This is a genomic window from Okibacterium fritillariae, assembly GCF_052783725.1.
This window is the reverse complement of sequence record NZ_CP199917.1, coordinates 2,459,558-2,479,669: the sequence shown is the minus strand read 5'-3', so window position 1 is coordinate 2,479,669 and position 20,112 is coordinate 2,459,558. Positions and strand designations below refer to the sequence as shown.

The 20,112-nt window shown below is 67.8% G+C and carries 20 protein-coding genes and 1 tRNA gene; 8 read left to right on the top strand and 13 right to left on the bottom strand.

Translation table 11 applies throughout. The annotated features are described in order from the left end of the window. Positions 1–205: 205 nt before the first annotated feature. A complete protein-coding gene (locus ACUWEX_RS11395) occupies positions 206–703 on the bottom strand; it encodes a VanZ family protein (RefSeq protein WP_445996324.1) in 498 nt (165 codons plus the stop codon). A gap of 169 nt (positions 704–872) precedes the next feature. Here ACUWEX_RS11395 and ACUWEX_RS11390 point away from each other — a divergent pair, with 169 nt between their 5' ends. Together ACUWEX_RS11390 and ACUWEX_RS11385 are read left to right on the top strand one after the other, a co-directional pair. After that, positions 873–1,607 (top strand): hypothetical protein, encoded by a 735-nt coding sequence (locus ACUWEX_RS11390; RefSeq protein ID WP_445996323.1) that lies wholly within the window; start codon positions 873–875, stop codon positions 1,605–1,607. 7 nt (positions 1,608–1,614) lie between these two features. Continuing rightward, positions 1,615–1,688 (top strand) — tRNA-Pro (locus ACUWEX_RS11385). Positions 1,689–1,721: 33 nt separating this feature from the next. Here the strand turns inward: ACUWEX_RS11385 and ACUWEX_RS11380 are convergent. After that, a complete protein-coding gene (locus ACUWEX_RS11380) occupies positions 1,722–2,297 on the bottom strand; it encodes a VanZ family protein (protein ID WP_445996322.1) in 576 nt (191 codons plus the stop codon). A gap of 393 nt (positions 2,298–2,690) precedes the next feature. Here ACUWEX_RS11380 and ACUWEX_RS11375 point away from each other — a divergent pair, with 393 nt between their 5' ends. Beyond that, positions 2,691–3,686 carry an alpha/beta hydrolase gene (locus ACUWEX_RS11375; RefSeq protein ID WP_079728162.1) on the top strand — a complete coding sequence of 332 codons (996 nt, stop codon included), beginning with the start codon at positions 2,691–2,693 and terminating at the stop codon, positions 3,684–3,686. A gap of 94 nt (positions 3,687–3,780) precedes the next feature. Beyond that, positions 3,781–4,659 (top strand): PfkB family carbohydrate kinase, encoded by an 879-nt coding sequence (locus ACUWEX_RS11370; RefSeq protein ID WP_445996321.1) that lies wholly within the window; start codon positions 3,781–3,783, stop codon positions 4,657–4,659. Between the two features lie 116 nt (positions 4,660–4,775). Here ACUWEX_RS11370 and ACUWEX_RS11365 read toward each other — a convergent pair whose 3' ends face one another. The 5 genes from ACUWEX_RS11365 to ACUWEX_RS11345 all read right to left on the bottom strand — a co-directional run bounded on the left by ACUWEX_RS11365 (position 4,776) and on the right by ACUWEX_RS11345 (position 10,914). Continuing rightward, on the bottom strand, positions 4,776–5,666 hold the full coding sequence (locus tag ACUWEX_RS11365; protein ID WP_445996320.1) for an amidohydrolase family protein: 891 nt from the start codon (positions 5,664–5,666) through the stop codon (positions 4,776–4,778). Positions 5,667–5,671: 5 nt separating this feature from the next. Continuing rightward, positions 5,672–6,979 (bottom strand): MFS transporter, encoded by a 1,308-nt coding sequence (locus tag ACUWEX_RS11360; protein WP_445996319.1) that lies wholly within the window; start codon positions 6,977–6,979, stop codon positions 5,672–5,674. Positions 6,980–7,157: 178 nt separating this feature from the next. Beyond that, positions 7,158–8,468: an MFS transporter gene (locus ACUWEX_RS11355; RefSeq protein WP_079728167.1), complete on the bottom strand. Its 1,311-nt coding sequence runs from the start codon at positions 8,466–8,468 to the stop codon at positions 7,158–7,160. A 68-nt stretch (positions 8,469–8,536) separates the two neighbouring features. Then, positions 8,537–9,538, bottom strand: a complete 1,002-nt coding sequence (locus tag ACUWEX_RS11350; protein WP_445996318.1) for an amidohydrolase family protein — start codon at positions 9,536–9,538, stop codon at positions 8,537–8,539. Continuing rightward, a complete protein-coding gene (locus tag ACUWEX_RS11345; RefSeq protein WP_445996317.1) occupies positions 9,535–10,914 on the bottom strand; it encodes a homoserine dehydrogenase in 1,380 nt (459 codons plus the stop codon). The genes ACUWEX_RS11350 and ACUWEX_RS11345 overlap by 4 nt, the downstream gene beginning before the upstream one ends. Before the next feature lie 170 nt (positions 10,915–11,084). Between ACUWEX_RS11345 and otnK the strand changes: the two genes are divergently transcribed. The 4 genes from otnK (at position 11,085) to ACUWEX_RS11325 (ending at position 14,943) form a co-directional block, all read left to right on the top strand. After that, complete coding sequence (otnK, locus tag ACUWEX_RS11340; protein ID WP_445996316.1) at positions 11,085–12,446, top strand: 3-oxo-tetronate kinase; 1,362 nt, start codon at positions 11,085–11,087, stop codon at positions 12,444–12,446. Beyond that, entirely contained in the window at positions 12,443–13,150 is a 708-nt protein-coding gene (locus ACUWEX_RS11335; protein WP_445996315.1) for a class II aldolase/adducin family protein, read from the top strand. Before otnK ends, ACUWEX_RS11335 begins: the two co-directional genes overlap by 4 nt. Positions 13,151–13,199: 49 nt before the next feature. Further along, positions 13,200–13,991, top strand: coding sequence for a DeoR/GlpR family DNA-binding transcription regulator (locus ACUWEX_RS11330; protein WP_079728170.1), 792 nt, complete (start codon positions 13,200–13,202; stop codon positions 13,989–13,991). 61 nt (positions 13,992–14,052) lie between these two features. Next, positions 14,053–14,943, top strand: a complete 891-nt coding sequence (locus ACUWEX_RS11325) for an SDR family oxidoreductase (protein WP_079728171.1) — start codon at positions 14,053–14,055, stop codon at positions 14,941–14,943. 141 nt (positions 14,944–15,084) lie between these two features. Here ACUWEX_RS11325 and ACUWEX_RS11320 read toward each other — a convergent pair whose 3' ends face one another. The 6 genes from ACUWEX_RS11320 to ACUWEX_RS11295 all read right to left on the bottom strand — a co-directional run bounded on the left by ACUWEX_RS11320 (position 15,085) and on the right by ACUWEX_RS11295 (position 19,991). Continuing rightward, the gene (locus ACUWEX_RS11320; protein WP_143785453.1) at positions 15,085–15,486 is read right to left on the bottom strand and encodes a hypothetical protein; all 402 of its coding nucleotides are present in this window, start codon (positions 15,484–15,486) and stop codon (positions 15,085–15,087) included. 227 nt (positions 15,487–15,713) lie between these two features. Then, the gene (locus ACUWEX_RS11315; protein WP_445996314.1) at positions 15,714–15,929 is read right to left on the bottom strand and encodes a hypothetical protein; all 216 of its coding nucleotides are present in this window, start codon (positions 15,927–15,929) and stop codon (positions 15,714–15,716) included. Between the two features lie 145 nt (positions 15,930–16,074). Beyond that, positions 16,075–16,620, bottom strand: a complete 546-nt coding sequence (locus ACUWEX_RS11310; protein WP_077055207.1) for a Dps family protein — start codon at positions 16,618–16,620, stop codon at positions 16,075–16,077. Positions 16,621–16,743: 123 nt separating this feature from the next. Next, complete coding sequence (locus ACUWEX_RS11305) at positions 16,744–17,418, bottom strand: SMP-30/gluconolactonase/LRE family protein (RefSeq protein WP_445996313.1); 675 nt, start codon at positions 17,416–17,418, stop codon at positions 16,744–16,746. A gap of 216 nt (positions 17,419–17,634) precedes the next feature. Further along, the gene (locus tag ACUWEX_RS11300) at positions 17,635–19,431 is read right to left on the bottom strand and encodes a glycoside hydrolase family 15 protein (protein WP_445996312.1); all 1,797 of its coding nucleotides are present in this window, start codon (positions 19,429–19,431) and stop codon (positions 17,635–17,637) included. A 77-nt stretch (positions 19,432–19,508) separates the two neighbouring features. Beyond that, the gene (locus ACUWEX_RS11295) at positions 19,509–19,991 is read right to left on the bottom strand and encodes a pyridoxamine 5'-phosphate oxidase family protein (RefSeq protein ID WP_445996311.1); all 483 of its coding nucleotides are present in this window, start codon (positions 19,989–19,991) and stop codon (positions 19,509–19,511) included. Between the last annotated feature and the right edge of the window lie 121 nt (positions 19,992–20,112).

Here is a 20,112-nt window from a genome sequence, read left to right as displayed (position 1 = left end):
GGGGAGGGGCTCAGAAGCCGTTCGCGGCCTGTTGTCTGGGCAGGTCGTGGCTACAGCATACGTCCTTCTTAAGGTGGACAACCTGAACATTTGGTCGAAAACATCGGCGTGTTGCCAAGAAGACGGGTTTGCGGAAACCCGCAACGCTCACATTCGCATTATTGCGCCGCGACGAGCCGTTTATGCGCGCTACCGCTCCCCGGCGTCACCGACCGCGCAGGATGCTTTCGCGCGCCGCCTGCATGTGCACGAGGTCGCTGGCACGCTGACGTTCGCGGTCGCGGCGCCGCACGCGCTTGACGATGACGATGGCGATGAGGGTGCCGAGGATGGCGCCGAGGGTGTTGGCTGCGACATCCAGGATGCTGGCGAAGCGGTGCGGCAACAGGAGCGCCTGGCAGAGCTCGATGCCGAGGCTGAGGCTGGCGCACAGCAGTGGCGAGAACCACAGCAGCCAGCGAGGGAGCGCGAGGGCGACGAGCAGGCCGAGCGGCAGGAACATGACGATGTTGGCGCTGAACTCGACCACGCCGTAGGTGACGAAGCGCGGCAGGCCCACGCCGTAGAGGGTGTCGAGCACGCGCGCGATGGTGCCGCGGGCACCCGCGTCGACCGGGGTGGGCCAGAAGACGATGACGAGCACGGCGACCGTGACGACCGCGAGCAGCCAGCTCGAGATCTGTCGAAGTCGGATGTCGGTCATGCGGTCCTCGCGCTCGGAAGGGTGGCCCGGGGGCCGTCGGATGGATCCGCGCCGATCGTGTGCGCCAGCCTACCCCCGACCGCCGACGCGCGTAGTGTGGATGTGAGCGCCACGCCGTTCCATGTTTCGAACACTTGTTCGACTGCGGGTTTTTCTCTACACTCGCCATATGGAAGTTCTGTTCGATCACCTCGCCCGTGCCGCCGCCAAGGTGGGCACGCAACGTCTTCGCTCGCCGTCGGCCACGTCGCCCTCGGCCGTCTATCGCCAGCTGCCCGACGACGCGCTCAACCAGGCGCTGTGGCAGCTCGGCGAACTCCAACGCGCCACCGAGGCGCTGTCCGCCGTCATCGCCGGAGAAATGCTCACGCGGGATGAGGGTCGCGCCGACGTCACCCTGCGACGCATCCGCGGCCTCACCCACGCTTCGGGCGACACCGTCGAGCGCCTGCTGCGCGTCGGCACGGTCGTGGCCGAGACCGAGCAGGCCATCGACGCGGCCGCCACGTTCGACGAGGCGCAACCGCTGTGGCGCGAGCGGGGTGTCGCGGATGCGACATCGAGCGCGGCACCGAGCGCGGACGAGGAGGGTGACACGCCGCTCGGCTCGCAGCCCGTCCACCTCCCGTGGGCCGCACCCGTTGCGCTCGCCGTCGTCGCGGGTGAGCTGTCGGCCGAGACCGCCGGGGTCATCCTGCGCGGCCTCGCACCGGCTGTCGAGCGCGCCGATGTGCGGGAGTTGCAGGCCGCCGCCGAGTCGCTCGTCATCGCCGCCACCGAGCACACGCCCGAATGGCTGGAGCGCCAGGCATCCAAGATCTGCTGGCGGCTGTCGTCACCCGTGTCGGTCGCTAGCCGTGTACGCGAGGGCCGAGAATATCGGCTATCCTTAGTGAGGCCTTAGGGCCAATCGGGGTGTGGCGCAGCTTGGTAGCGCGCCTCGTTCGGGACGAGGAGGTCGTGGGTTCGAATCCCGCCACCCCGACACACACAGAGAAAGCCCGGCCAGACAGCAATGTCAGGCCGGGCTTTTTCGTTGAGCGTCGTTGGTTCTCCAGCGGAAACGGTCGACGAGTGCCGCCCCTCTGCGCGTGCGAACGACGAGCAGGAAGAGCACGTAGCCGAGTGCAGCGCCCGTCACGTTGAAGATGAAGTCGTTGATGTCGGTGATGTGGCCACCACCGAAGAATCGTTGTGCGGCGAGCTGGAGGAGCTCGATCGCCAGGCTCGCGCCGGCGGCTATCGCCAGCACCGTGAGCCATCGTGGGCGGGTGACGAGGAGGGCAATGAGTACGCCCAGCGGCACGAACACGGCGACGTTGATGAGAGCATCCTCGACCTCGTAGTCCACGAAGGGGACGAGCGCCACCGACGGCGTCCACGGTTCGTCGCGGCCGGGTGCGTTGAGGAAGATCGGGAAGATCGTATTCGCCACGATTCCGGCGACGTAGATCGAGAGGGCGGCCGCGACGGCGACGCGGGGGAGCGACAGGAACCGCCGCGCACGCAACCACAGGACCAGGATGGCGAAGAGCACGATGCCGAGGGGTATCACCACGGGCAACACGGGCACCTGGTCGAAGGGGTTACTCACGATCCCTCAAGATACCCGAGACGCTGACCGCCGACGGCGCATCGGCGTCGACCTGGACGCATGCCAGTATGCAGATGAGCCTTCGCGCACAGCGGGATCGGCTTGGCTGCATCGACGACCTCGACGAGAGCAGAATCAGCCTGCGAATTCCTCGTATGAATGAGCTATTGTTTGTGGCAGAGGGAAAAATTCCCGCTCTGTTCAGCGAGCGGGACCGCGCACGCGTCTCACCGGAGTCGCCACTTCTTCGTCGAAAGAGTGCGCTCATGTCCCTGCAAACCGTCGCTGCAGCCCGAATCCCGTCTGCCCCTCCTCGTCTTCGAGACGCAAGGATGGCGTTGTCAGACCTCCCCGCAGAATCCCTCGTCGAGATGCACCTCCGGGAGACCTCCAATGTCTGATGCCGTCAACCGCCCCCCGTTCGACCCCGAACTCGCCACTTTCCTCGCCGCCCTCGAAGCTCGCGGCCCGTTCACCCTCACCGCCGATATGGTTCCGCATATGCGCCAGCTCGACGTGACCGAGGAGGTCCTCGATGAGAGGCTTCGATCCCGCGGTTATGAACGACGCACCGTGACTGTCCCCGGATATCGCGGAGACTCGATCCAACTCGCCGTCATCCAGCGCACGCAACGGACGGGTAAGACGGCTGCCGTCTACGGGATCCACGGAGGCGGAATGATGTTCGGCCACTACCTGTCCAACCTGGACTCCTACGACGACTGGCTCCTGGTGCACGACGTCACGCTCATCAGCGTGGATTACCGCCTCGCCCCCGAATACCCCGACCCGTACCCGGTCGAAGATTGCTACGCCGGACTCGTGTGGATCACCGAACATTCCGAGGAACTCGGTATCGACCCTGAGCGCATCGTCATCGCGGGGCAGAGCGCGGGCGCGGGACTCGCCGCAGGCACCACGCTCCTCGCGCGTGACCGTCGCGGCCCGGCGTTGATGGCGCAGATCCTCGTGTCTCCGATGCTCGACGACCGCGACAGCACCGTCTCGACCACGCAGATCGACGGTGTCGGCATCGCAGATCGGCAGATGACCCGCTTCGGCTGGGATGCCTACCTCGGCCAACGCCGCGCCACAGACGACGTATCGGTATACGCCGCACCCGCACGCGCGTCAGACCTTTCGGCGCTGCCGTGCACCTACATCGACTGCGGCAGTGCCGAGGTCTTTCGGGACGAGACAGTCGCTTACGCCAGCCGGATGTGGGCTGACGGCGTTGATGCGGAGTTGCACGTCTGGCCGGGCGCCTTCCACGGCTTTACCAGCATGATGCCGCAGGCGGCCATCTCGAGGAGCGCGATCGGGGCGCTCGCCGACTGGACCCGACGACTCCTCGGGGCGCCATCGCCGGCATCTGGGAGCGACAGGTAGGAGATGCGCGGGACCTCATCCGTGACGCACGCGCGGTGGCGCCGCGCGTGACAGGGTAGAGGGGCGCGCACGCGCACAACGAAAGGTGGATGCCGTGGCAGATGTCGTCGTCATCGGGGATGCTCTCATCGACGAGTTCGAGCACGACGGGCAGACGGTCGAAGCCGTCGGTGGCGCCGCGCTCAACGTGGCCCTCGGCATCCGCATTCTGAAGCGGCGCTCGGCTCTCATCGCCATGGTGGGGGATGACGAGGCCGGTGACGCCATCGCCCGACACGTGCGCGAGGCCGATGTGGCCCTGTTGCGCACCGACGCGCCCTACGGAACGGCGCGCGCGGTGTCGACGCGTGTCGGCGGCGAGCCCACGTATGTGTTCAACGAGGCTGCTCAGAAACGGCGCGTCGAGTTCGATCGCGATGCCCTGCTGCTCGTGCGCACCGCATCCATCGTGGCCGTCAGCTGCCTCGCGCTCGACAACGACGCCCAGGTCGACGACCTGCTCACGGTCGTCACCGACCCCGAGCGACGCCTCGTGCTCGACCCCAACCCGCGACCCGGCATGATGAACAACCTTCCGCTCTTCGCCGCCAACCTGCGCCGCATCGCCGCCGTCAGCCTGCTCGTCAAGGTCAGCGACGAGGATGCCGCGCTGCTCGGCTACCTCGACCTCGAATCCTTGGCCGAGGACCTGCTCACCTCCGGCGCCCGCTACGTGCTCGGCACGGCCGGCGCCCAGGGCGCCACGCTCTACGGCGACGGCCTTGAGGTCAGCGTGCCCATCGCGCAGCTCGACGCCCCGATCGTCGACACCATGGGCGCGGGCGATTCCGTCTTGGCCACGACGGTCGCGGCCCTGCTCGGCGGCATCCCCGAAGACGAGGATGACTGGCAAGAAATCCTCGAGCGCGCGATGTCGGTCGCCGCGGCCACCTGCCGTGTCGCCGGCCCCACGCTGCAACTCCCGCGCGGCTAGGCGGAGCCGGCGGGCGTCCACTGCGCCTCAGCGCCTGTGGGCCAGGAGTGAGGAACCTCGAAGGTCCGAACGGACGTGGCACCCAGGACGCCCGTGACTCATGCCGCGCGAGCGGCCTAGGCGGCCTCAAAGGGGAGCGGCTGATAGACGCGGTCGGCCGTGTCGTAGAAGAAGGCTCGCTTTTCGGCGGCCGTGAGCGGCGCCGTGATGTCGAGGTAGCTGTCGAGCAGCTGGTCGTAGCGGGCGAAGAGGCCGTCGACGGGAAAGTTGCTGCCGAACATGAGGCGGTCTGCACCGAAGAGTGAGATCAGCTCGAAGACCACGTCGCGGTTGAGGTCGGTCGTCCAAGGCTGGCCCTCGACACACAGGCCGGATGCCTTGACCACGACGTTCGGCCGCTCGGCCACGCGCGCCATCGCGTCGCGCCAGCCCGCAACCGTCTCGGGCCGGCGATCGAGCAGCACGCCCGAGTGGTTGACGATGAGGAGCGTGTCAGGGAAGTCGCGCGCGAGGTCGGCCGCGGCATCCAGGTTCTGCCAGGGGGTCTGCAGCTCGAAGTGCAGACCGTGCTCGGCCAGGAGCGCATAGCCGGCCCGCCACGTGTCGTCGCGCATGAGCGTCTCGCCCGGTTTGTGCCGCACGCTCTTGACGAGCGGGAATGAGGCTTGCTCGGCGAGGACACGCGCGACATCGGGGGCATCCAGCCAGGCCTGCGCGGCCATGGCACCGGGAACGCCCGACGACGCCGACAGCTCGCTCACATAACGCGTCTCGCCGATCGGGTCGGTGTCCACCCACTCGGCTTCCATATAGACGCTCGCCACCACGCCCGTGCCCTGGATGTCGCGGCGGTAGTCGCCCGGCAGATAGGTGTGCTTGATCGCCGAGTAGTCCCCGTAACGGTGTGGAACGCGCGCGCCCGGCTCGAGCCACGGGTAGCTGTTGCGCTCGAGATCCCACACGTGGTGGTGGGCATCGATGATGGGGCCGTCGTAGCGCTCGCTCATGCGCGTCAGACCTTCTCGGGGGTGCGAATCGGGGCCACGGGGGCGTGCTTGTTGCCCTCGAAGTTGATCGACAGCGACGCCACCAGGTAGACGGCCGCGGCGGCGGCGAGGAACACGAGCACGGCGATGAAATCACCCGTGACATCGAGCAGCACACCGGCGACGATCGGAACGATGATGCCGGCCGAGGTGCCCGCGAAGTTCATGACGCCGCCCACGAGGCCGACCTTCTCCTTCTTGGCGAGCATGGCGGGAATGGTCCAGTAGAGCCCGCCGAACAGGTTGAAGAAGACACCGACGCACAGCAGCACGACGGCGGTCGTGGCATCCGTGACGAAGGGGAGGGCGATGAGCGCGGCCAGGCTGAGCGCGCCCGAGCCACCGAAGAGCAGCTTGAACGAGAAGTTGCGCGAGAACCGCTTCTGCAGCTTGTCGGCCAGGAAACCCGAGAGGATCTCACCGACGGCGCCGCACAGGAAGATGAGGAAGGTTGCGAAGCCCATGGCCTGCAGGTCGAGACCGCGAGCCTGGCTCAGGTAGGTGGGGCCCCACGTGACGAGACCCCAGAACACCATGGCCCAGCCGAGGCGGCCGATCACCATGGCCGTGACGTTCTTGGCGCTCACACCGGGCTTGGGGCCCTCGGCCTCGTCCTCGGCGCTGACAAGCTCGACCTCGGCCGCGTTCACGAGCTTGTGCTCGAACGGGTGGTTGCGAATGTAAAGGAACACGAGGAACCCGATGACCACCGTCGAGATGCCGACGATGACGAACGACCAGCGCCACGACCCCGTCGCCGTGATCAACCACGCGATCAGCAGACCGCCGAATGCGGCACCGAGGGGCGCACCCGAGTCGATGAGCGTCACACCCGAGGCGCGGCGCTTCGGGGGCATCCAGTTGGAGACGAGCTTCGACGCCGACGCCATGTAGGGCGCCTCGAACGCGCCGAGACCCAGGCGGGCGAGGATGAGCATGAAGCCGTTGACCGCCAGGCCCGTGAGCGCCGTGAACGTGCCCCAGATGGCCGACGCGATACCGATGACCTTGCGCGGCCCGAAGCGGTCGGCGGCCAGGCCACCCGGAATCTGCAACAGGCAGTAGGTCCAGAAGAAGGCGCTGAGGATGACGCCCTTCATGGTCGCCGTCAGCTCGAAGTCCTCGCTGATCGACGGCAGGGCCACGCCGAGCGCCGACCGGTCGATCGAGTTCACCGTGTAGAACACGAAGAGAATGACGACGACACTCCACCGGATGTTGGTGGGGCGCGACGAACGCCGCGCGGCGTCGGTGTTGGTGCGGGTCTGGCTCACGGGAAGCTCCTCAGGATGGTTCGAGGTCAGGCTATGCAGGGATTGCGGGGAACGCGAAAAAGGGGGAGGGCGTGACCCGGAGTGGGCCCCCTGGGTCACGCCCGGCTGGGGAGGGCGACGATGGGAGTCACGCCCGGCTGGGGAGGGCGACGACGGGAGTCGCGCCCGGTCTATCGGCCTAGGACCGCCCGGTCAGAGCCGGATCGGCCGGCTGCTCGACGCGAGCATTCTTCGCCGCCCGCACCGACAACACCAGCACGGCACCCAGCACCATGAATCCGGCCGACACCACCAGTGCGATGTTGGGGCTGCCCGTCGCATCGCGCACGAAGCCGATGAGGTAGGGCGCCGCAAAGCCGGCCAGGTTGCCCGTCGAGTTGATGAGAGCGATGCCGCCGGCCAGCGCCGTGCCCGTGAGCATGGCGGTCTGGAAGCTCCAGAAGATGGCCGGGATGGCGAGGGCACCCGCATTGGCGAGGCTCAGGCCGATGATGCCCACGACGGGGTTCGGTCCGGCCACCACGCAGATGATGAAGCCCGCGCAGCTGAGCGCGAAGGCCGCGGCGATGTGCTTCTTGCGCTCGCCGTGGCGGTCGGAGCTGAAGCCGAACAGCACCATGGCGACCATGGCCGCGAGGCTCGGGATGGCCGAGATGAAGCCGATCTGCAGCGACCCCTCGATGCCGAGCCCCTGGATCAGGCTGGGCAGCCAGAAGCTGATGCCATAGAGCGCGAAGTTATAGGAGAAGTAGATGAGCGCCAGCAGCCAGATGAGAGGGCTTTTGAAGACATCCACCAATTTGGCGTGACCGCCGACGGGTCGCTCGGCGTCGAGCATCTCACCGAGACGGTGCTTCTCCGCATCCGTCAGGAACGTCACCGTGCGGTAGTCCTCCTTGAGGAACTTGAGAATGACGAAACCGAGGATGACGGTGGGCACGGCCTCGATGATGAACAGCCACTGCCAGCCGGCCAGGTCGAACACCTGGTGCGTGCTGTTCAGGATGATGCCCGAGAGCGGTCCGCCGATGACACCCGACAGCGCGAGCGCCAGGTAGAAGATGCCCCACGCGCGGCCGCGGCGGCTGGCCGGGAACCACTGCGACATGTAATAGAGCACACCGGGGATGAAGCCGGCCTCGGCGACACCCAGCAGGAAGCGCAGCAGGTAGAAGAGCCACTCCGAGTTCACGAGGAACATGCATCCCGAGATGATGCCCCACGTGATCATGATGCGGGCGATCCAGACGCGCGCACCGACCTTCGAGAGGATCAGGTTCGAGGGGATCTCGAAGATGAAGTAACCGATGAAGAACACACCGGCGCCGAGGCCGAAGACGGCATCCGAGAAGCCGAGGTCCGAGCTCATCTCGAGTTTGGCGAACCCGACGTTGACGCGGTCGAGGTAGGAGAGGAAGAAGCCGACCATGACGAGCGGCAGAATGCGGGTATAGATCTTGCGGAACAGCTTGTCGTCGTTGACGCCCATGTCGGGTCCTTCTCGTGTGGGGGTGCTGCGGGAACGGGGATGCGGGGGGATGCTTCGGGTGGTGTGGGTCAGGCGGGAGAGGCGCCGGGCAGTCGCACGCGGTAGAAGCGGGCGGCCGTGCCCGAGAAGATGCTCTCGAGCTGGTCGGGCGTGGCGCTCGGGAGCGCGGCGAACACGGTGTCGACGATCTCGCCGAAGGTGGGGGCGGTGAGCGTCGAGACGGGCAGGTTCGAGGCGAACATGGAGCGGTCGGCCCCGAAGATCGCCACGGTGTCGGCCACGACGCGCTCGTTGGAGGCGCGGTCCCAGCGGTTGCGCGGCAACCCGAGCTCCGAGACCTTCACGGTCACCTGCGGCAGGGCGGCGAGTTTCTCGAGGCCGGCGCGCCAGGCGGCGAGCCCGTCGTCGGAGCGGTCGAGCGGCAGCCCGCAGTGGTTCACGACCACGGGGATGCCCGGCAGGTCGGCCAGCACGTCGGCCGCCTCGGCGAGATGCCAGAACGGAACGCGCAGGTCCCACGAGAAGGCGTGCTGCTCGAGCAGCGCGAGGCCCGCGACGAACTGTGGGTCCTGCAGCGTGCCGGGCTGTCCGAACACCGAATCCGCCGGGGCCGCGGTGGCGGCCGTGACGGGCTTCGAGCGGATGCCGCGAATCAACTCGATGCGGGCGTGCGCGTCGAGCACCTCGGCCACATCGGGTTGGGTGAAGGACACGTGCCCGACGGCCGCAGCGGGGAACGCCGCATCCGCCTCGTGCAGGCCCTCGAGGAAGAGGCTCTCGGCGACCTGCTCGGTGCGCGAGCGCTCGGCCTCGACGTGCACGGTGCCGACCACGCGGAAACCGGCGGTCGCGCGGCGGTACTGCTCGGGCAGGAACGTCTGCAGCATGGCCGTGTAGTCGCCGAGGAAGAAGGCGTCGTTGTATTCGCCCTGCAGCCAGGGGTAGTAGCCGTCGCCCTCGAAGTCCCAGAAGTGGTGGTGCGCGTCGAGGATGGCGAGGTCGGCCGCGCGCACACCGTTGGGGTGCACGAGGGTGGAGGCGGCGGGCGTGCCGTGCTGCGGCGTGCTCACTCGGTGCCTCCCGACAGGGCGCGACCGGCCTGGAATGCGGCCCACAGGTTGAGGTCGACGCCGTCGAGGTCGTCGATCGTGAGAAGTTCGCCCGCGGCGACGGGCCGCGACAGCGTGCAGCCGCCCAGCAGATAGAAGGGCGCGACGTTGGGCGCGGTCTCGGGCGTGGCGCGCAGCACGGGGGCCACACCGGCGATCTCGTGGTGGTGGCCCGCAACGGTGAGCGCGGTGCCGGCGGCGAGGTCGATCTCGGCACGACCCGACAGGATGGTGTGCTGCCGCGGCTCGGCGGCCACGCGGTGCGGGTCGACGGCACTCAGCACCGAGAGCGGGGTCTCGATGCCCATCAGGTGGTAGGGGTGGAAGATCGCGGCGTAGCGTCCGTCGCGGCTGACGACGTGGCCCTTGCCGCGCAGCATGCGCCAGGTCTCGGCGTCGTGCGTCTTGACGATGACGAACTCACCGCCCGCGAAGCTGGCCTCGCCCGGCAGACGCAGCATGCTGAAGACATCCGTGGCGCCCGAGTTCTCGAGGATTCCTCCGTGCTCGCGCAGGGAGTAGATGTCGGCCAGTTCGTCGGGGCGCGCGATGGGGTAGTGCATGGTCTCGACGTCGGGCGTGAAACCCGTGTACTGCGAGACGACGGCCATCTCGCAATAGTCGGCGGCCGCGGCGCGCTTGAAGGCGCGGGTGGCCTCGTGACGGGCGGCGAGCGTGGCCGCGAGGTCGTCGCCGAGCTCGAGCAGGTCGCCGAGCGCGGGGGCGTGGGTGTCAACATCCAGCTGGCGGGCCATGCCGGTTGCGGGGTCGTAGGTGAGGTCGTATTCGCTCGACTTGCCGACGGCGACGACCTCGAGGCCGACCGCCTGCACCCAGGAGAGCAGGGCGAGCAGGTTGGCGGGCTGGTCGCCCATGCCGGGCTGGTAGCTGACGCCGCGCTCGCGGGCGAGTTCAGAGAGGAAGACGCCCGAAAGGCTCTCTACTTCTTTACTCACCATGACGACGTGACGTTCGGCGTCGAGCGCCTGCCGGGCGAAGGCGAACCCGGCTCGCATGTTGCCCGTGGCCTCGACGAGAACGCGGTAGGAGGAGGGGGCGAGGAGCGCGGCATCCGAGATCAGGGCCGTGCGGCCGTCGGCGACGACGCTTTCGACGTCGGCGGCCGAGTCGACGATCTGCCAGGTGGCGCGGTCATAGCCGAGGTCGTCGAGCAGGGCGGAGAGCGCGGGAAGGTTGAGGTCCACGAGAATGCTCGGTCGCATGGTCGGGATGACGGCGAGCTGGGCCAGGAACGTGCGGCCGAAGCCTCCGCTCGCACCCGTGAGGGCGACGGTGATGGGTTCGGATGGGGCCGGGGCCGTGTGGGCGTACGTCATCGTGGTACCGGGTTCTCCTCTGAACGGGGCACCGAGCGTGCCTCACAGCGTTTCACACAAGTTAGGACGGATTTATACTATTGTCAAATATGTGCACAGATCTTAACAACGTGCTTGACTAGTCCTGCTGCCACCACCGCTGTTGCCACCCCACAGAAGGAGTTCGATCCGTGAGAAGACTGGGCGCGATCGCCGACGACTTCACCGGGGCCACCGACCTCGCCACCAATCTGGCCAAACGCGGCTTTCGCGTGGTCGTCATCCCGGGCGGTGCCCTCGACGCCGCCGAGACCCGCGTGCGCGCCCTTCCCGACCGACCGGATGCCGTCGTCGTCGCGCTCAAGAGCCGCACCGCGCCCGTCGCCACCGCCGTCGCCGACTCGCTGCGCGCCCTCGATCTGCTCGAATCGCTCGACTGCGATCGCTTCTACCTCAAATACTGCAGCACGTTCGACTCCACCGACGAGGGCAATATCGGCCCCGTGCTCGACGCGCTCTCAAAACGGCTCGATGCCGGCCGCGTGGTCGTCGTGCCGTCGTTCCCCGCCAACGGCCGCACGGTCGAGGGCGGCATCCTGAGCGTGCACGGCGTTCCGCTGGCCGAATCGCCCATGAAAGACCACCCGCTCACGCCCATGCGCCGGTCGCGGGTGGCCGATCTGCTGGCGCCTCAGACATCCGCTGCGGTGGGTGAGGTTCACTCCGACGTGGTCGACCGGGGGAGCGAGGCGCTCGCCGAGGTTCTTTCGCAGTCGTCCGCGCGCTACGTGGTCGTGGATGCCGCGACCGACGCCCAGCTCGACACCATCGCCCGCGCGGCCGCGGGTGACGTGCTCGTCTCGGGCGGCTCGGGTCTGGCGCTCGGCATGACGCCTCCGCAGGCTGATGTCGAGCAAGGCTCGGGGTCGTTGCCGGGCGCGGTCGATGCTGGCGCCGGCACCGACGACACGCCGGATGTCGCCACCCGCCCGCACGCCGGCAGCCTCGTCGTCTCGGGCAGCGCTTCGTCGATGACCCGCGCCCAGGTGGCCCACGGACGGGCGCACCTGCCCGCGCGCAAGATCGACGTGCAGGCGCTCATCGACGATGCGCCGGCCGAGCTCGGACGGGCCGTCGACTGGGTGCTCGCCCACGCCCATGACGAGAACGCCGACGGGTCACCGCGGCCCCCGCTCGTCTACGCCGTCGACTCGCTCGACGACCTCTCGGTCTCCTACCGCTACCCCGACGGCCTCGCGCCCGCCAACCGCCCGCACCCCTCCGAGCTCATCGAGCAGCACCTGGGCGCGCTGGTGGCGACCGTGGCCGAACGCGGGGTGACGCGCATCCTGGTCGCGGGCGGCGAGACGTCGGGTTCGACCGTCACGGCGCTCGGCCTCTCGGAACTCGTGATCGGCGCCGAGATCGCCCCCGGCGTCTGCTGGGCTCAGGGCCACACGGCCCACGGCACGCTCGTCGACATCGCACTCAAATCGGGCAACTTCGGCTCGGAAGACATGTTCACCTCCGCCTGGAAGGTTCTGCACCCATGACCCCCTCACCCCTCCCCACGCGCGAGGATGTCTCGACACACCCCGATGCCGGTGCCCTCGCCTCGGCCGCCGAGACCCTGGTCGACGCCGGCGTGCGCATCGTTGACGCGGGCCTCAGTCCCGGCTCGAGTGGCAACGTCAGCGTGCGCGTGGGCGACCGCGTGCTCATCACCCCCGGCGGTTCCAGCCTCGGGCGACTCGACGCGGCCCGGCTCTCGGTGCTGACGATGGACGGCGACTGGCTCGCGGGCGACAAACCCTCGAAAGAGGCATCCCTGCACCTGGCGTTCTATCGCAAGAACCCGGCTCACACCGCCGTGGTGCACGTGCATTCGGCGCAGGCCGTCGCCGCATCGTGCCTCGAACCGTGGGCCGAGAACAGCGCGCTGCCGCCGCTCACGCCCTACTTCGTCATGCGCGCCGGCCAGACGCCGCTTGTCGCCTATCGCGCGCCGGGCTCGCCCGAGCTGGGCGACCTGCTGCTCGACATCCCGTTCGCCTTTCATGCCGCGCTGCTGCAGAACCACGGGCAGATCACGAGCGGCGCCACGCTCGACGCCGCCCTCGACGCCGCCATCGAGGTCGAGGAAGCCGCGCGCATCGCGCTCGTGACCGCCGGGCAGCCACGCCGCCTGCTCGCCGCCGACGAGATCGCCGCGCTCACCGCAGCGCACGGATCGAATTGGGCCACGCCCGAGCGGTAATCTTCTACACAGCGCCGCACGACAACACAACCAACGGGGAGGGGACGACATGGGATCGGATGCCGCAGAGCTCGCCCCGCTCATTCCCGAGCAGCGCCGCGAACTCATCCTCAAACACCTGCGCCGCGAACAGGTGCTGAGCTTCAATCAGCTGTCGGCCCTGCTCGACGTGAGCCACATGACGATCCGCCGCGACATCTCGGTGCTCGAAGAAGAGGGTCGCGCGCTGTCCGTGCCGGGCGGCGCCAAGATCGCGAGCCGCCTGCACGTCGAGCCCAGCCACGACGAGAAGGCACTCGTCGATTCGGCCGAGAAGACCGCCATGGCCGCCGTCGCCGCCACGCTGGTGCGCGACGCCATGACCATCTACCTCGACGCCGGCACGACCATGCTCGCCATGGTGCCGCACCTCGCCGACCGCCGGGACCTCACGGTCGTCACCAACGACGTCGCCATCGCGCGCGAGCTCATGGACCACCCCACCACCGAGCTGTTGCTCGTCGGCGGCCGCGTCGACACGCACAACCAGTCGACGGTGGGGCGTCTCGCGGCCATGATGCTGCGCGAACTCGTGGTCGACGTGGCGTTCATCTCGACCAGCTCGTGGGACCTCAAACGCGGCGTCACGACACCCGCCGAGTCGAAGGTCGAGGTGAAGCAGGCCGCCGTCTCGGTGTCGAGCGAGACCGTGCTCGTCGCGGCCAGCTCGAAATACGGCACGTTCGGCAAATACAAGGCGCTGGATGTCGCGGACGTCGACGTCGTCGTCAGCGACGCGGGCCTGAGCGACGCCACGGTCACGGGCATCGGGGCGCTCGGCGTGCGCGTGCTGCGCGCCTAGGGCTTCTTCAACCATTGGTCAACCCCGCGCGCCCTGCATACGACGCGCCTAGCGTTGAAGCATGTCGAACATCTACGAACCGCAGAACCCCCTGACTCAGTACAAGCAGCCGCCCTTCAAGCCGCAGCAGCAGCCCGACCCGGGTGACACGTTCCAGATGGACCCGAAGCCCGACCACGGCGAAGAGTCGTACATCGGCCACGGCCGTCTCGCGGGCCGCAAGGCACTCATCACGGGTGGCGACTCGGGCATCGGCCGTGCCGTCGCCATCGCGTTCGCGCGCGAGGGTGCGGACGTCGTGCTCAACTACCTGCCCGACGAGCAGGCCAACGCCGAAGACACCAAGAAGGTCGTCGCCGAGACCGGCCGCACCGTCGAGCTCATCCCCGGCGACCTCACCGACGAGAAGTTCAACTACGAGCTCGTCGAGAAGGCCGTCGAAGCCCTCGGTGGCCTCGACCTGCTCGTCATGGTCGGCGGCTACATGCAGACCGTCGACAGCTTCGACGATTTCACCACGGAGCTGCTCGACCACACGTTCAAGACCAACGTGTACTCGCTCTTCTGGCTGACGGATGCCGCGCTGCCGCACCTCAAGCCCGGCTCGGCGATCATCACCACGTCGTCCATCCAGGGCTTCAACCCCTCGCCCGGCCTGCTCGAGTACGCCGGCACCAAGGCTGCCATCGTCAACGTGACGCGCGGTCTTGCCACGCAGCTCGCCGAGAAGGGCATCCGTGTGAACGGCGTCGCTCCCGGCCCGTTCTGGACCCCGCTGCAGCCGTCGTCGGTGCCGAACGAGAAGATCGAGTCGTTCGGTTCGGAGGCCGCCTACGGTCGCCCCGGCCAGCCGGTCGAACTGTCGAGCACGTATGTCTACCTCGCCTCGCAGGAAGCCAGCTACACGAGCGGCGAGACCATCGCCGTCACCGGTGGCACCGCGGTTCACTAACCCGCGGGCTCGCTAGACCGCCCGGCGGCGCATCTTCGGATGCCGCGGCCGTCGCGGAAGGTCCGGAACACGACTCTCGGGGGAGGTCGTGTCCCGGACCTTTTTCGTGCGCGGCCCGCCCAGCCGCCCACGACGAATTGCCTAGGACTTGTGAGGAAGGTTGCGACAGTGAAGCAGAGCGCTGAAGACGCCGCTTCCCACCATGCCTGCGGCAGCGCCGCCGAGGCCGCCGACGAAAAGTCCGGCGCCCGCTCCTTGGAGCCCTGCCTCGGAGACGCACTTATCCCAGCTACCCTCCCAGCCTTGTTTCTTCTTCTTTGCTCGGGTGCTGATGCCCGGCGTGACCGCGAGGGAGCTCTCGACGTGGAAGCTGGTGACTTCGATATGGTTCACGGAGGCCGTATCGCCGCCCGTCATCCGCCCGAAGCTGAGCGGGATCTTCTCAGTTACGACCCCATATTGGTTCACAATTTCTATGTGGCTTCCGGCGTGTCGCACGGTCCCATTTCGCAGCGTGACCTTGATTTCGCTCGTGCCTGCCACCGATTCAAGTGTGTAAGACGGGTACGACGAGCCAGAGGTGCTGTGCGTCTGACCGGGGAGCTGGGACGCCGACGCCGGCGACGCGGTAGGCCCAAGCGTGAGGCCCGCGCACAGGAGGACGGCAGTTGAGATGAGGGCTGGATTTTTCACGGTTATCTCCATCGATAGAACGCTTCAGTTGCGAGTTCGCGCTCGCGCCGCAGGTTGCGGTACAGCAATTCTGAATGTCAGAATTTCTCCTTCTTGTGAGCGTGAAGTTCCTTACGGCGCAGATACTCCTCCTGGTTGAGTGCTCGGACCTTCCGCAAGATCCGGGGCAGAAGAGCGATCGGGAGGACGACGGCGAGAGTGACCGCCCAGCCCGTGTGGAAGAGGGTCCAGGCGATCGGCGCTAGCACGGCGCCGATCGCAAGCGGGAGGAGGACGAGGCCGAGTTGTTTCATTGGGCTTCCTTTCGGTGTTGTCGCGAGCATATGGCGGCCGCTCAGGCGAATCTGAGTGAGCGAAATTGCGGCGGCTCCAGCCGCACACGACGAAGCCCCGGCCGCCAAGAGGCGGGCCGGGGCTTCGGGTGGTGCGTCGCGCGTGTTACTTGGTGCGCGAGGTGACGCGGTTTTCGGCGCTGACCATCCACGCGTACTGCTCGAGCTTCGCGATGATGGCGTGCAGGATGTCGGCGCTCGTGGGGTCTTCTTCGTCGATCTCGTCGTGGACCTCACGCATGGTGCCGACGGTGTTCTCGAGGCGCACCGTGATGAGGTCGACCGTCTCGGCGGTGTCGATCTCGCCGTGCGGGTATTCGGGCAGCGTGGTGGTGGCGGCGACCGTGTCGCTGCGGCCGTCGGGAACGGCGTGCAGGGCGCGCAGTCGCTCGGCGACCTCGTCGCTGAATTCGCGCGCGGCGTCGATGATCTCGTCGAGCTGCAGGTGCAGGTCGCGGAAGTTCTTGCCCACGACGTTCCAGTGAGCCTGCTTGCCCTGCAGGTGCAGCTCGATCAGGTCGACGAGCACCTTCTGCATGTTGTCGGTGAGGGTCTTCGACGCCTTGAAGCCCTTTTCGGCGTTCTGGCGGCGGGTGGTCTTGGCGCCGGCGCCGGCGGGTGCTTCGACGTGGCGTTCGAGTGTGGTGGTCATATGCGACTCCTTTTTCGTGGGCGGGATCTGTTGGTGGCAAACGAGCCATTCGAGTAGCCCGTGTTAAGCGTACGACCGGGACGGCCCCGTGGCGAGGGGTAGCACTCCGGCGTTCGCTGTGCTTCAGTTCGGGTCGGTCGGTGCGCTCCCGAAACGGTTGACGGGGCGGCCCGTCGCGACGCCGTCGACGCGGAAGATGGCGCCCGAGAGCGGCGCGGCACGCAGGTCTTCTTCGGTGAGACCGTCGCGAGCGGTGCCGATGAACAGGGTGTCGAGGCCGGGCCCGCCGAAGGCGACGCTTGTGACCGCGGGTGCGGGGACGTCGATCTCGAGTGTGATGTCGCCCTCGGCATCCCACCGCACGACCTTTCCTGCGCCGGAGAGGCCGTTCCAGAAGGCGCCGTCGGTGTCGAGCGCGAGCCCGTCGGAGGGCTGGCCCACGAGGAACGGCTCGAGTTCGCCGAGGGCGCCGTCGGGGAAGTAGTCGGCGCGGTAGACGGTGGAGGTGCTGGTGTCGGTGAGGTACATGATCGAGCCGTCGTCGGACCACTCGAACCCGTTCGTCACGCCGAAGCCGCCGTGCAGCGTGCGCAGCGTGCCGTCGGGGTCGATCGAATACATCGCCGCATCGGGGTCGTCGCGGGTCACGCCCATCGACCCCACCACGAAGCGGCCGAACGGGTCGCATTTGCCCTCGTTGAGGCGCATATCGGGGTGGGCGTGCTCGATCTCGGCGAGCGTCTGCACGATCGCGCCCTGCTCGTCGAGTAGTACGACGCGATCGCCGAGCGCCGCCACGAACCCGCCATCGACCGTGGGCTGGAAGGAGGGGGAGGGGCGGCGGCAGCCTGGTGGCCCAGTCGCGCGACCCGTCGGCGGGATCGTCGAGGCGGCCGCGGTGCAGCGTGCCGGCGGTGATGTCGGCCCAGCGCAACTCGTCGGTCGCGGCATCCCAGTAGATGCTCTCGACGAGAATCGCGCGGGTGTTGCGAAAGACGGTTGCGGTGGGCGTTGTCACTTCTCGGTCAACTCCTCGATCGTGATCGCCGCGTTGATGAGGGCCAGGTGGCTGAGGCCCTGCGGCAGGTTGCCCCAGAACGACCCGTCGTGTTCCGAGATCATCTCGGCGAAGATGCCGACGTCGTTGGATGTCTTGACGAGCTTGTTCATGCGCGCGATCGCCTCGTCGTGCCGGCCGACACACACGAGCGCGGATGCCGCCCAGAAGCCGCACGCTACGAACTGGTGTTCCTCCTGCTCGACGCCCGAGTAGCGATACATATGAGCGCCGCGCCCGAGCTCTTTCTGCAGGGCGTCGATGCTGCGCGACATGCGTTCGCCGCGCTCGAACCCGCTCGGGCCGTGCAGCAGCACCGACGCGTCGAGGTCGGTCGTGCCGGGGAACATGACATAGCTGCCGAGTTCTTCGTCCCAGCAGTTCTCCTCGACCCACGCCTTGATGCGATCGCGTTCGGCGGCCCAGCGCTCGGAACTGCCGGCCACCTGACCGAGGTCGGCGAGGTGCACGGCCGCGTCGAGCGCCTGCCAGCATCCCATCTTCGACGAGGTGTAGTGCTGTTCTTCGGGCAACTCCCACATGCCGGCGTCGCGGTTGCGCCACAGGTCGCACGTGCGGTCGGCGATGGATGCGAGCAGCCGGCCGGTCTCGACGTCGAGCACGTTGCCCGCGTCGACGTAGAGCCGGCAGATGTCGAAGAGGTCGCCGAACACGCCGAGCTGCAGCTGGCCGTGCGCGGGGTTGCCCGAGACGACGGGCCCGACGCCGCGCCAGCCCGGAACGTCGTGCGTGGTGACGCCGTCGCTCACGTTGCCGCCGAGGTCGTAGAAGATCGCCAGTTCAGGGCCGTTCTCCTTGATGGTGCGCAGCAGCCACGAGATGGCCGCCTGGGTCTCTTCACGCAGACCGAAGCGCACGAGCGCGTGGGCCGTGTAGGCCAGGTCGCGCACCCACGCGAAGCGGTAGTCCCAGTTCTTGCCGCCCGTCGGGTTTTCGGGCAACGAGGTCGTCGCGGCCGCCGCGATGGCGCCCGTGGGGCTGTAGATCAGCAGCTTGAGCGCGAGCGCGCTGCGCTGCACGTGCGGCGCCCAGGGCCCCGAGTAGTGGAACTCACGCGACCAGTTGCGCCAGTTGTCGATGGTGCGATCGATGCCCTTGTCGACGTTTTCGGGCACCGGGAAGTGCAGGGGCTCGTTGTCGGTGGCGACCATGACGAGCAGGTGCCGCGAATCGGATCGGGTGGTGAACTCGCCCTGGATCGACCCGCTGTTGCCGTTGTCTTCACGGGGCTTGGACGCGCCGTGGTCGAGGCCCGTGACGGCGATGTTGGTGTGACCGACGCGGATGATCGTGCCCTCGGTGGTGGTCTGCAACCACGGCGAGGCGGTGCCGAGCTTCGTGCCGGGCTGCACCTTCCACGCCATTTTGACCGAACCCTCGAGGCCCTCGATGCGGCGCGCGAACTCGGCCCACGGGAGGCGGCCCGCGATGCCCGTGACGAGCGCGTCGGTGACGCGCACCGAACCCTTGGCCGTGGTGAACGTGGTCTGCAGCACGTTGGTGCCCTGCACGTAGCGGCGCTTGACGTCGAAGTCGTCGACGGGCGCGAGCTGAATGCATCCTCCCGTCTGTGCGTCGAGGATCGCGGCGAAGACGGGCGGGCTGTCGAGATTGGGGATGGGCAGCCAGTCGACCTGGCCGCGCCTGCCGATCAAGGCCACCGTGCGCCCGTCGCCGATCGCCGCGTAGTCGCGCAGATCGGAGTAGTCGGGCCCGGCGGAGTCATCAGTCATGCTCGAACCGTAGCCGTGACCTCTGACAGCGGGCCCGGAGTTCCGCCCCGAGCGAACGGCACTCCGGACCCCTTGCATCACAGTTCGACGGCCTCGTTCTCGCCCACATCGGGCGACTTCTTCTGCGTCGTGGCCTTGGCCACCTTGAACAGCGTCACGATCTTGGGGTCGTTGTTGACCCAGTACTCGGCCGAGTCGGCGCTGACCTTGACGAGCGCGATGCGCGGGTCTTCACGGCCCTTCTCGAACCAGGCCTCGGCCGACGGCCCCCACAGCTCGTCGATCTTCGCCTCGTCGACGACGATCGATGCCGTGCCCGCGATCGAGAGGTAGCCGTCGCCGCCGTGAACGGCCACGTTGACGTTCGGGTTCTGCGCGATCTCGTCGGTCTTCTCCGTGGGCTTCGGCGTGAAGAACCAGAGGTCGCCGTCGAAATCCCGCTCCTGCAGGGCCAGCGGCCGGCTGTGCAGCGCTCCGTCCGACGCCACCGTGGTCAGGGTGGCGATGCGCGCCTTGGTCAAAACCTTCGAGATGTTGTCGAGTTCTTCCTGCGTGGCCATGTGGCTCTCCTTCTCTCGTGTCGTTCTCGTGTCGCGGGGCGGTGAGCGGATGCATCGCCGCACGTGCGCGGACCGGGCATAGCAGCCCGTCCTCTTCTCACGCTAGCCCCGCCAGCTCTCT

What these genes read in the sequence shown, in the direction of transcription:
- ACUWEX_RS11315 (WP_445996314.1), bottom strand. Translation starts at nt 15,929, where the DNA reads ATGAAACAACTCGGCCTCGTCCTCCTCCCGCTTGCGATCGGCGCCGTG.
- ACUWEX_RS11365 (WP_445996320.1), bottom strand. Translation starts at nt 5,666, where the DNA reads ATGAGCGAGCGCTACGACGGCCCCATCATCGATGCCCACCACCACGTG.
- ACUWEX_RS11355 (WP_079728167.1), bottom strand. Translation starts at nt 8,468, where the DNA reads ATGGGCGTCAACGACGACAAGCTGTTCCGCAAGATCTATACCCGCATT.
- ACUWEX_RS11325 (WP_079728171.1), top strand. Translation starts at nt 14,053, where the DNA reads ATGTCGAACATCTACGAACCGCAGAACCCCCTGACTCAGTACAAGCAG.
- ACUWEX_RS11330 (WP_079728170.1), top strand. Translation starts at nt 13,200, where the DNA reads ATGGGATCGGATGCCGCAGAGCTCGCCCCGCTCATTCCCGAGCAGCGC.
- ACUWEX_RS11375 (WP_079728162.1), top strand. Translation starts at nt 2,691, where the DNA reads ATGTCTGATGCCGTCAACCGCCCCCCGTTCGACCCCGAACTCGCCACT.
- ACUWEX_RS11395 (WP_445996324.1), bottom strand. Translation starts at nt 703, where the DNA reads ATGACCGACATCCGACTTCGACAGATCTCGAGCTGGCTGCTCGCGGTC.
- ACUWEX_RS11390 (WP_445996323.1), top strand. Translation starts at nt 873, where the DNA reads ATGGAAGTTCTGTTCGATCACCTCGCCCGTGCCGCCGCCAAGGTGGGC.
- ACUWEX_RS11295 (WP_445996311.1), bottom strand. Translation starts at nt 19,991, where the DNA reads ATGGCCACGCAGGAAGAACTCGACAACATCTCGAAGGTTTTGACCAAG.
- ACUWEX_RS11310 (WP_077055207.1), bottom strand. Translation starts at nt 16,620, where the DNA reads ATGACCACCACACTCGAACGCCACGTCGAAGCACCCGCCGGCGCCGGC.
- ACUWEX_RS11345 (WP_445996317.1), bottom strand. Translation starts at nt 10,914, where the DNA reads ATGACGTACGCCCACACGGCCCCGGCCCCATCCGAACCCATCACCGTC.
- ACUWEX_RS11335 (WP_445996315.1), top strand. Translation starts at nt 12,443, where the DNA reads ATGACCCCCTCACCCCTCCCCACGCGCGAGGATGTCTCGACACACCCC.
- ACUWEX_RS11300 (WP_445996312.1), bottom strand. Translation starts at nt 19,431, where the DNA reads ATGACTGATGACTCCGCCGGGCCCGACTACTCCGATCTGCGCGACTAC.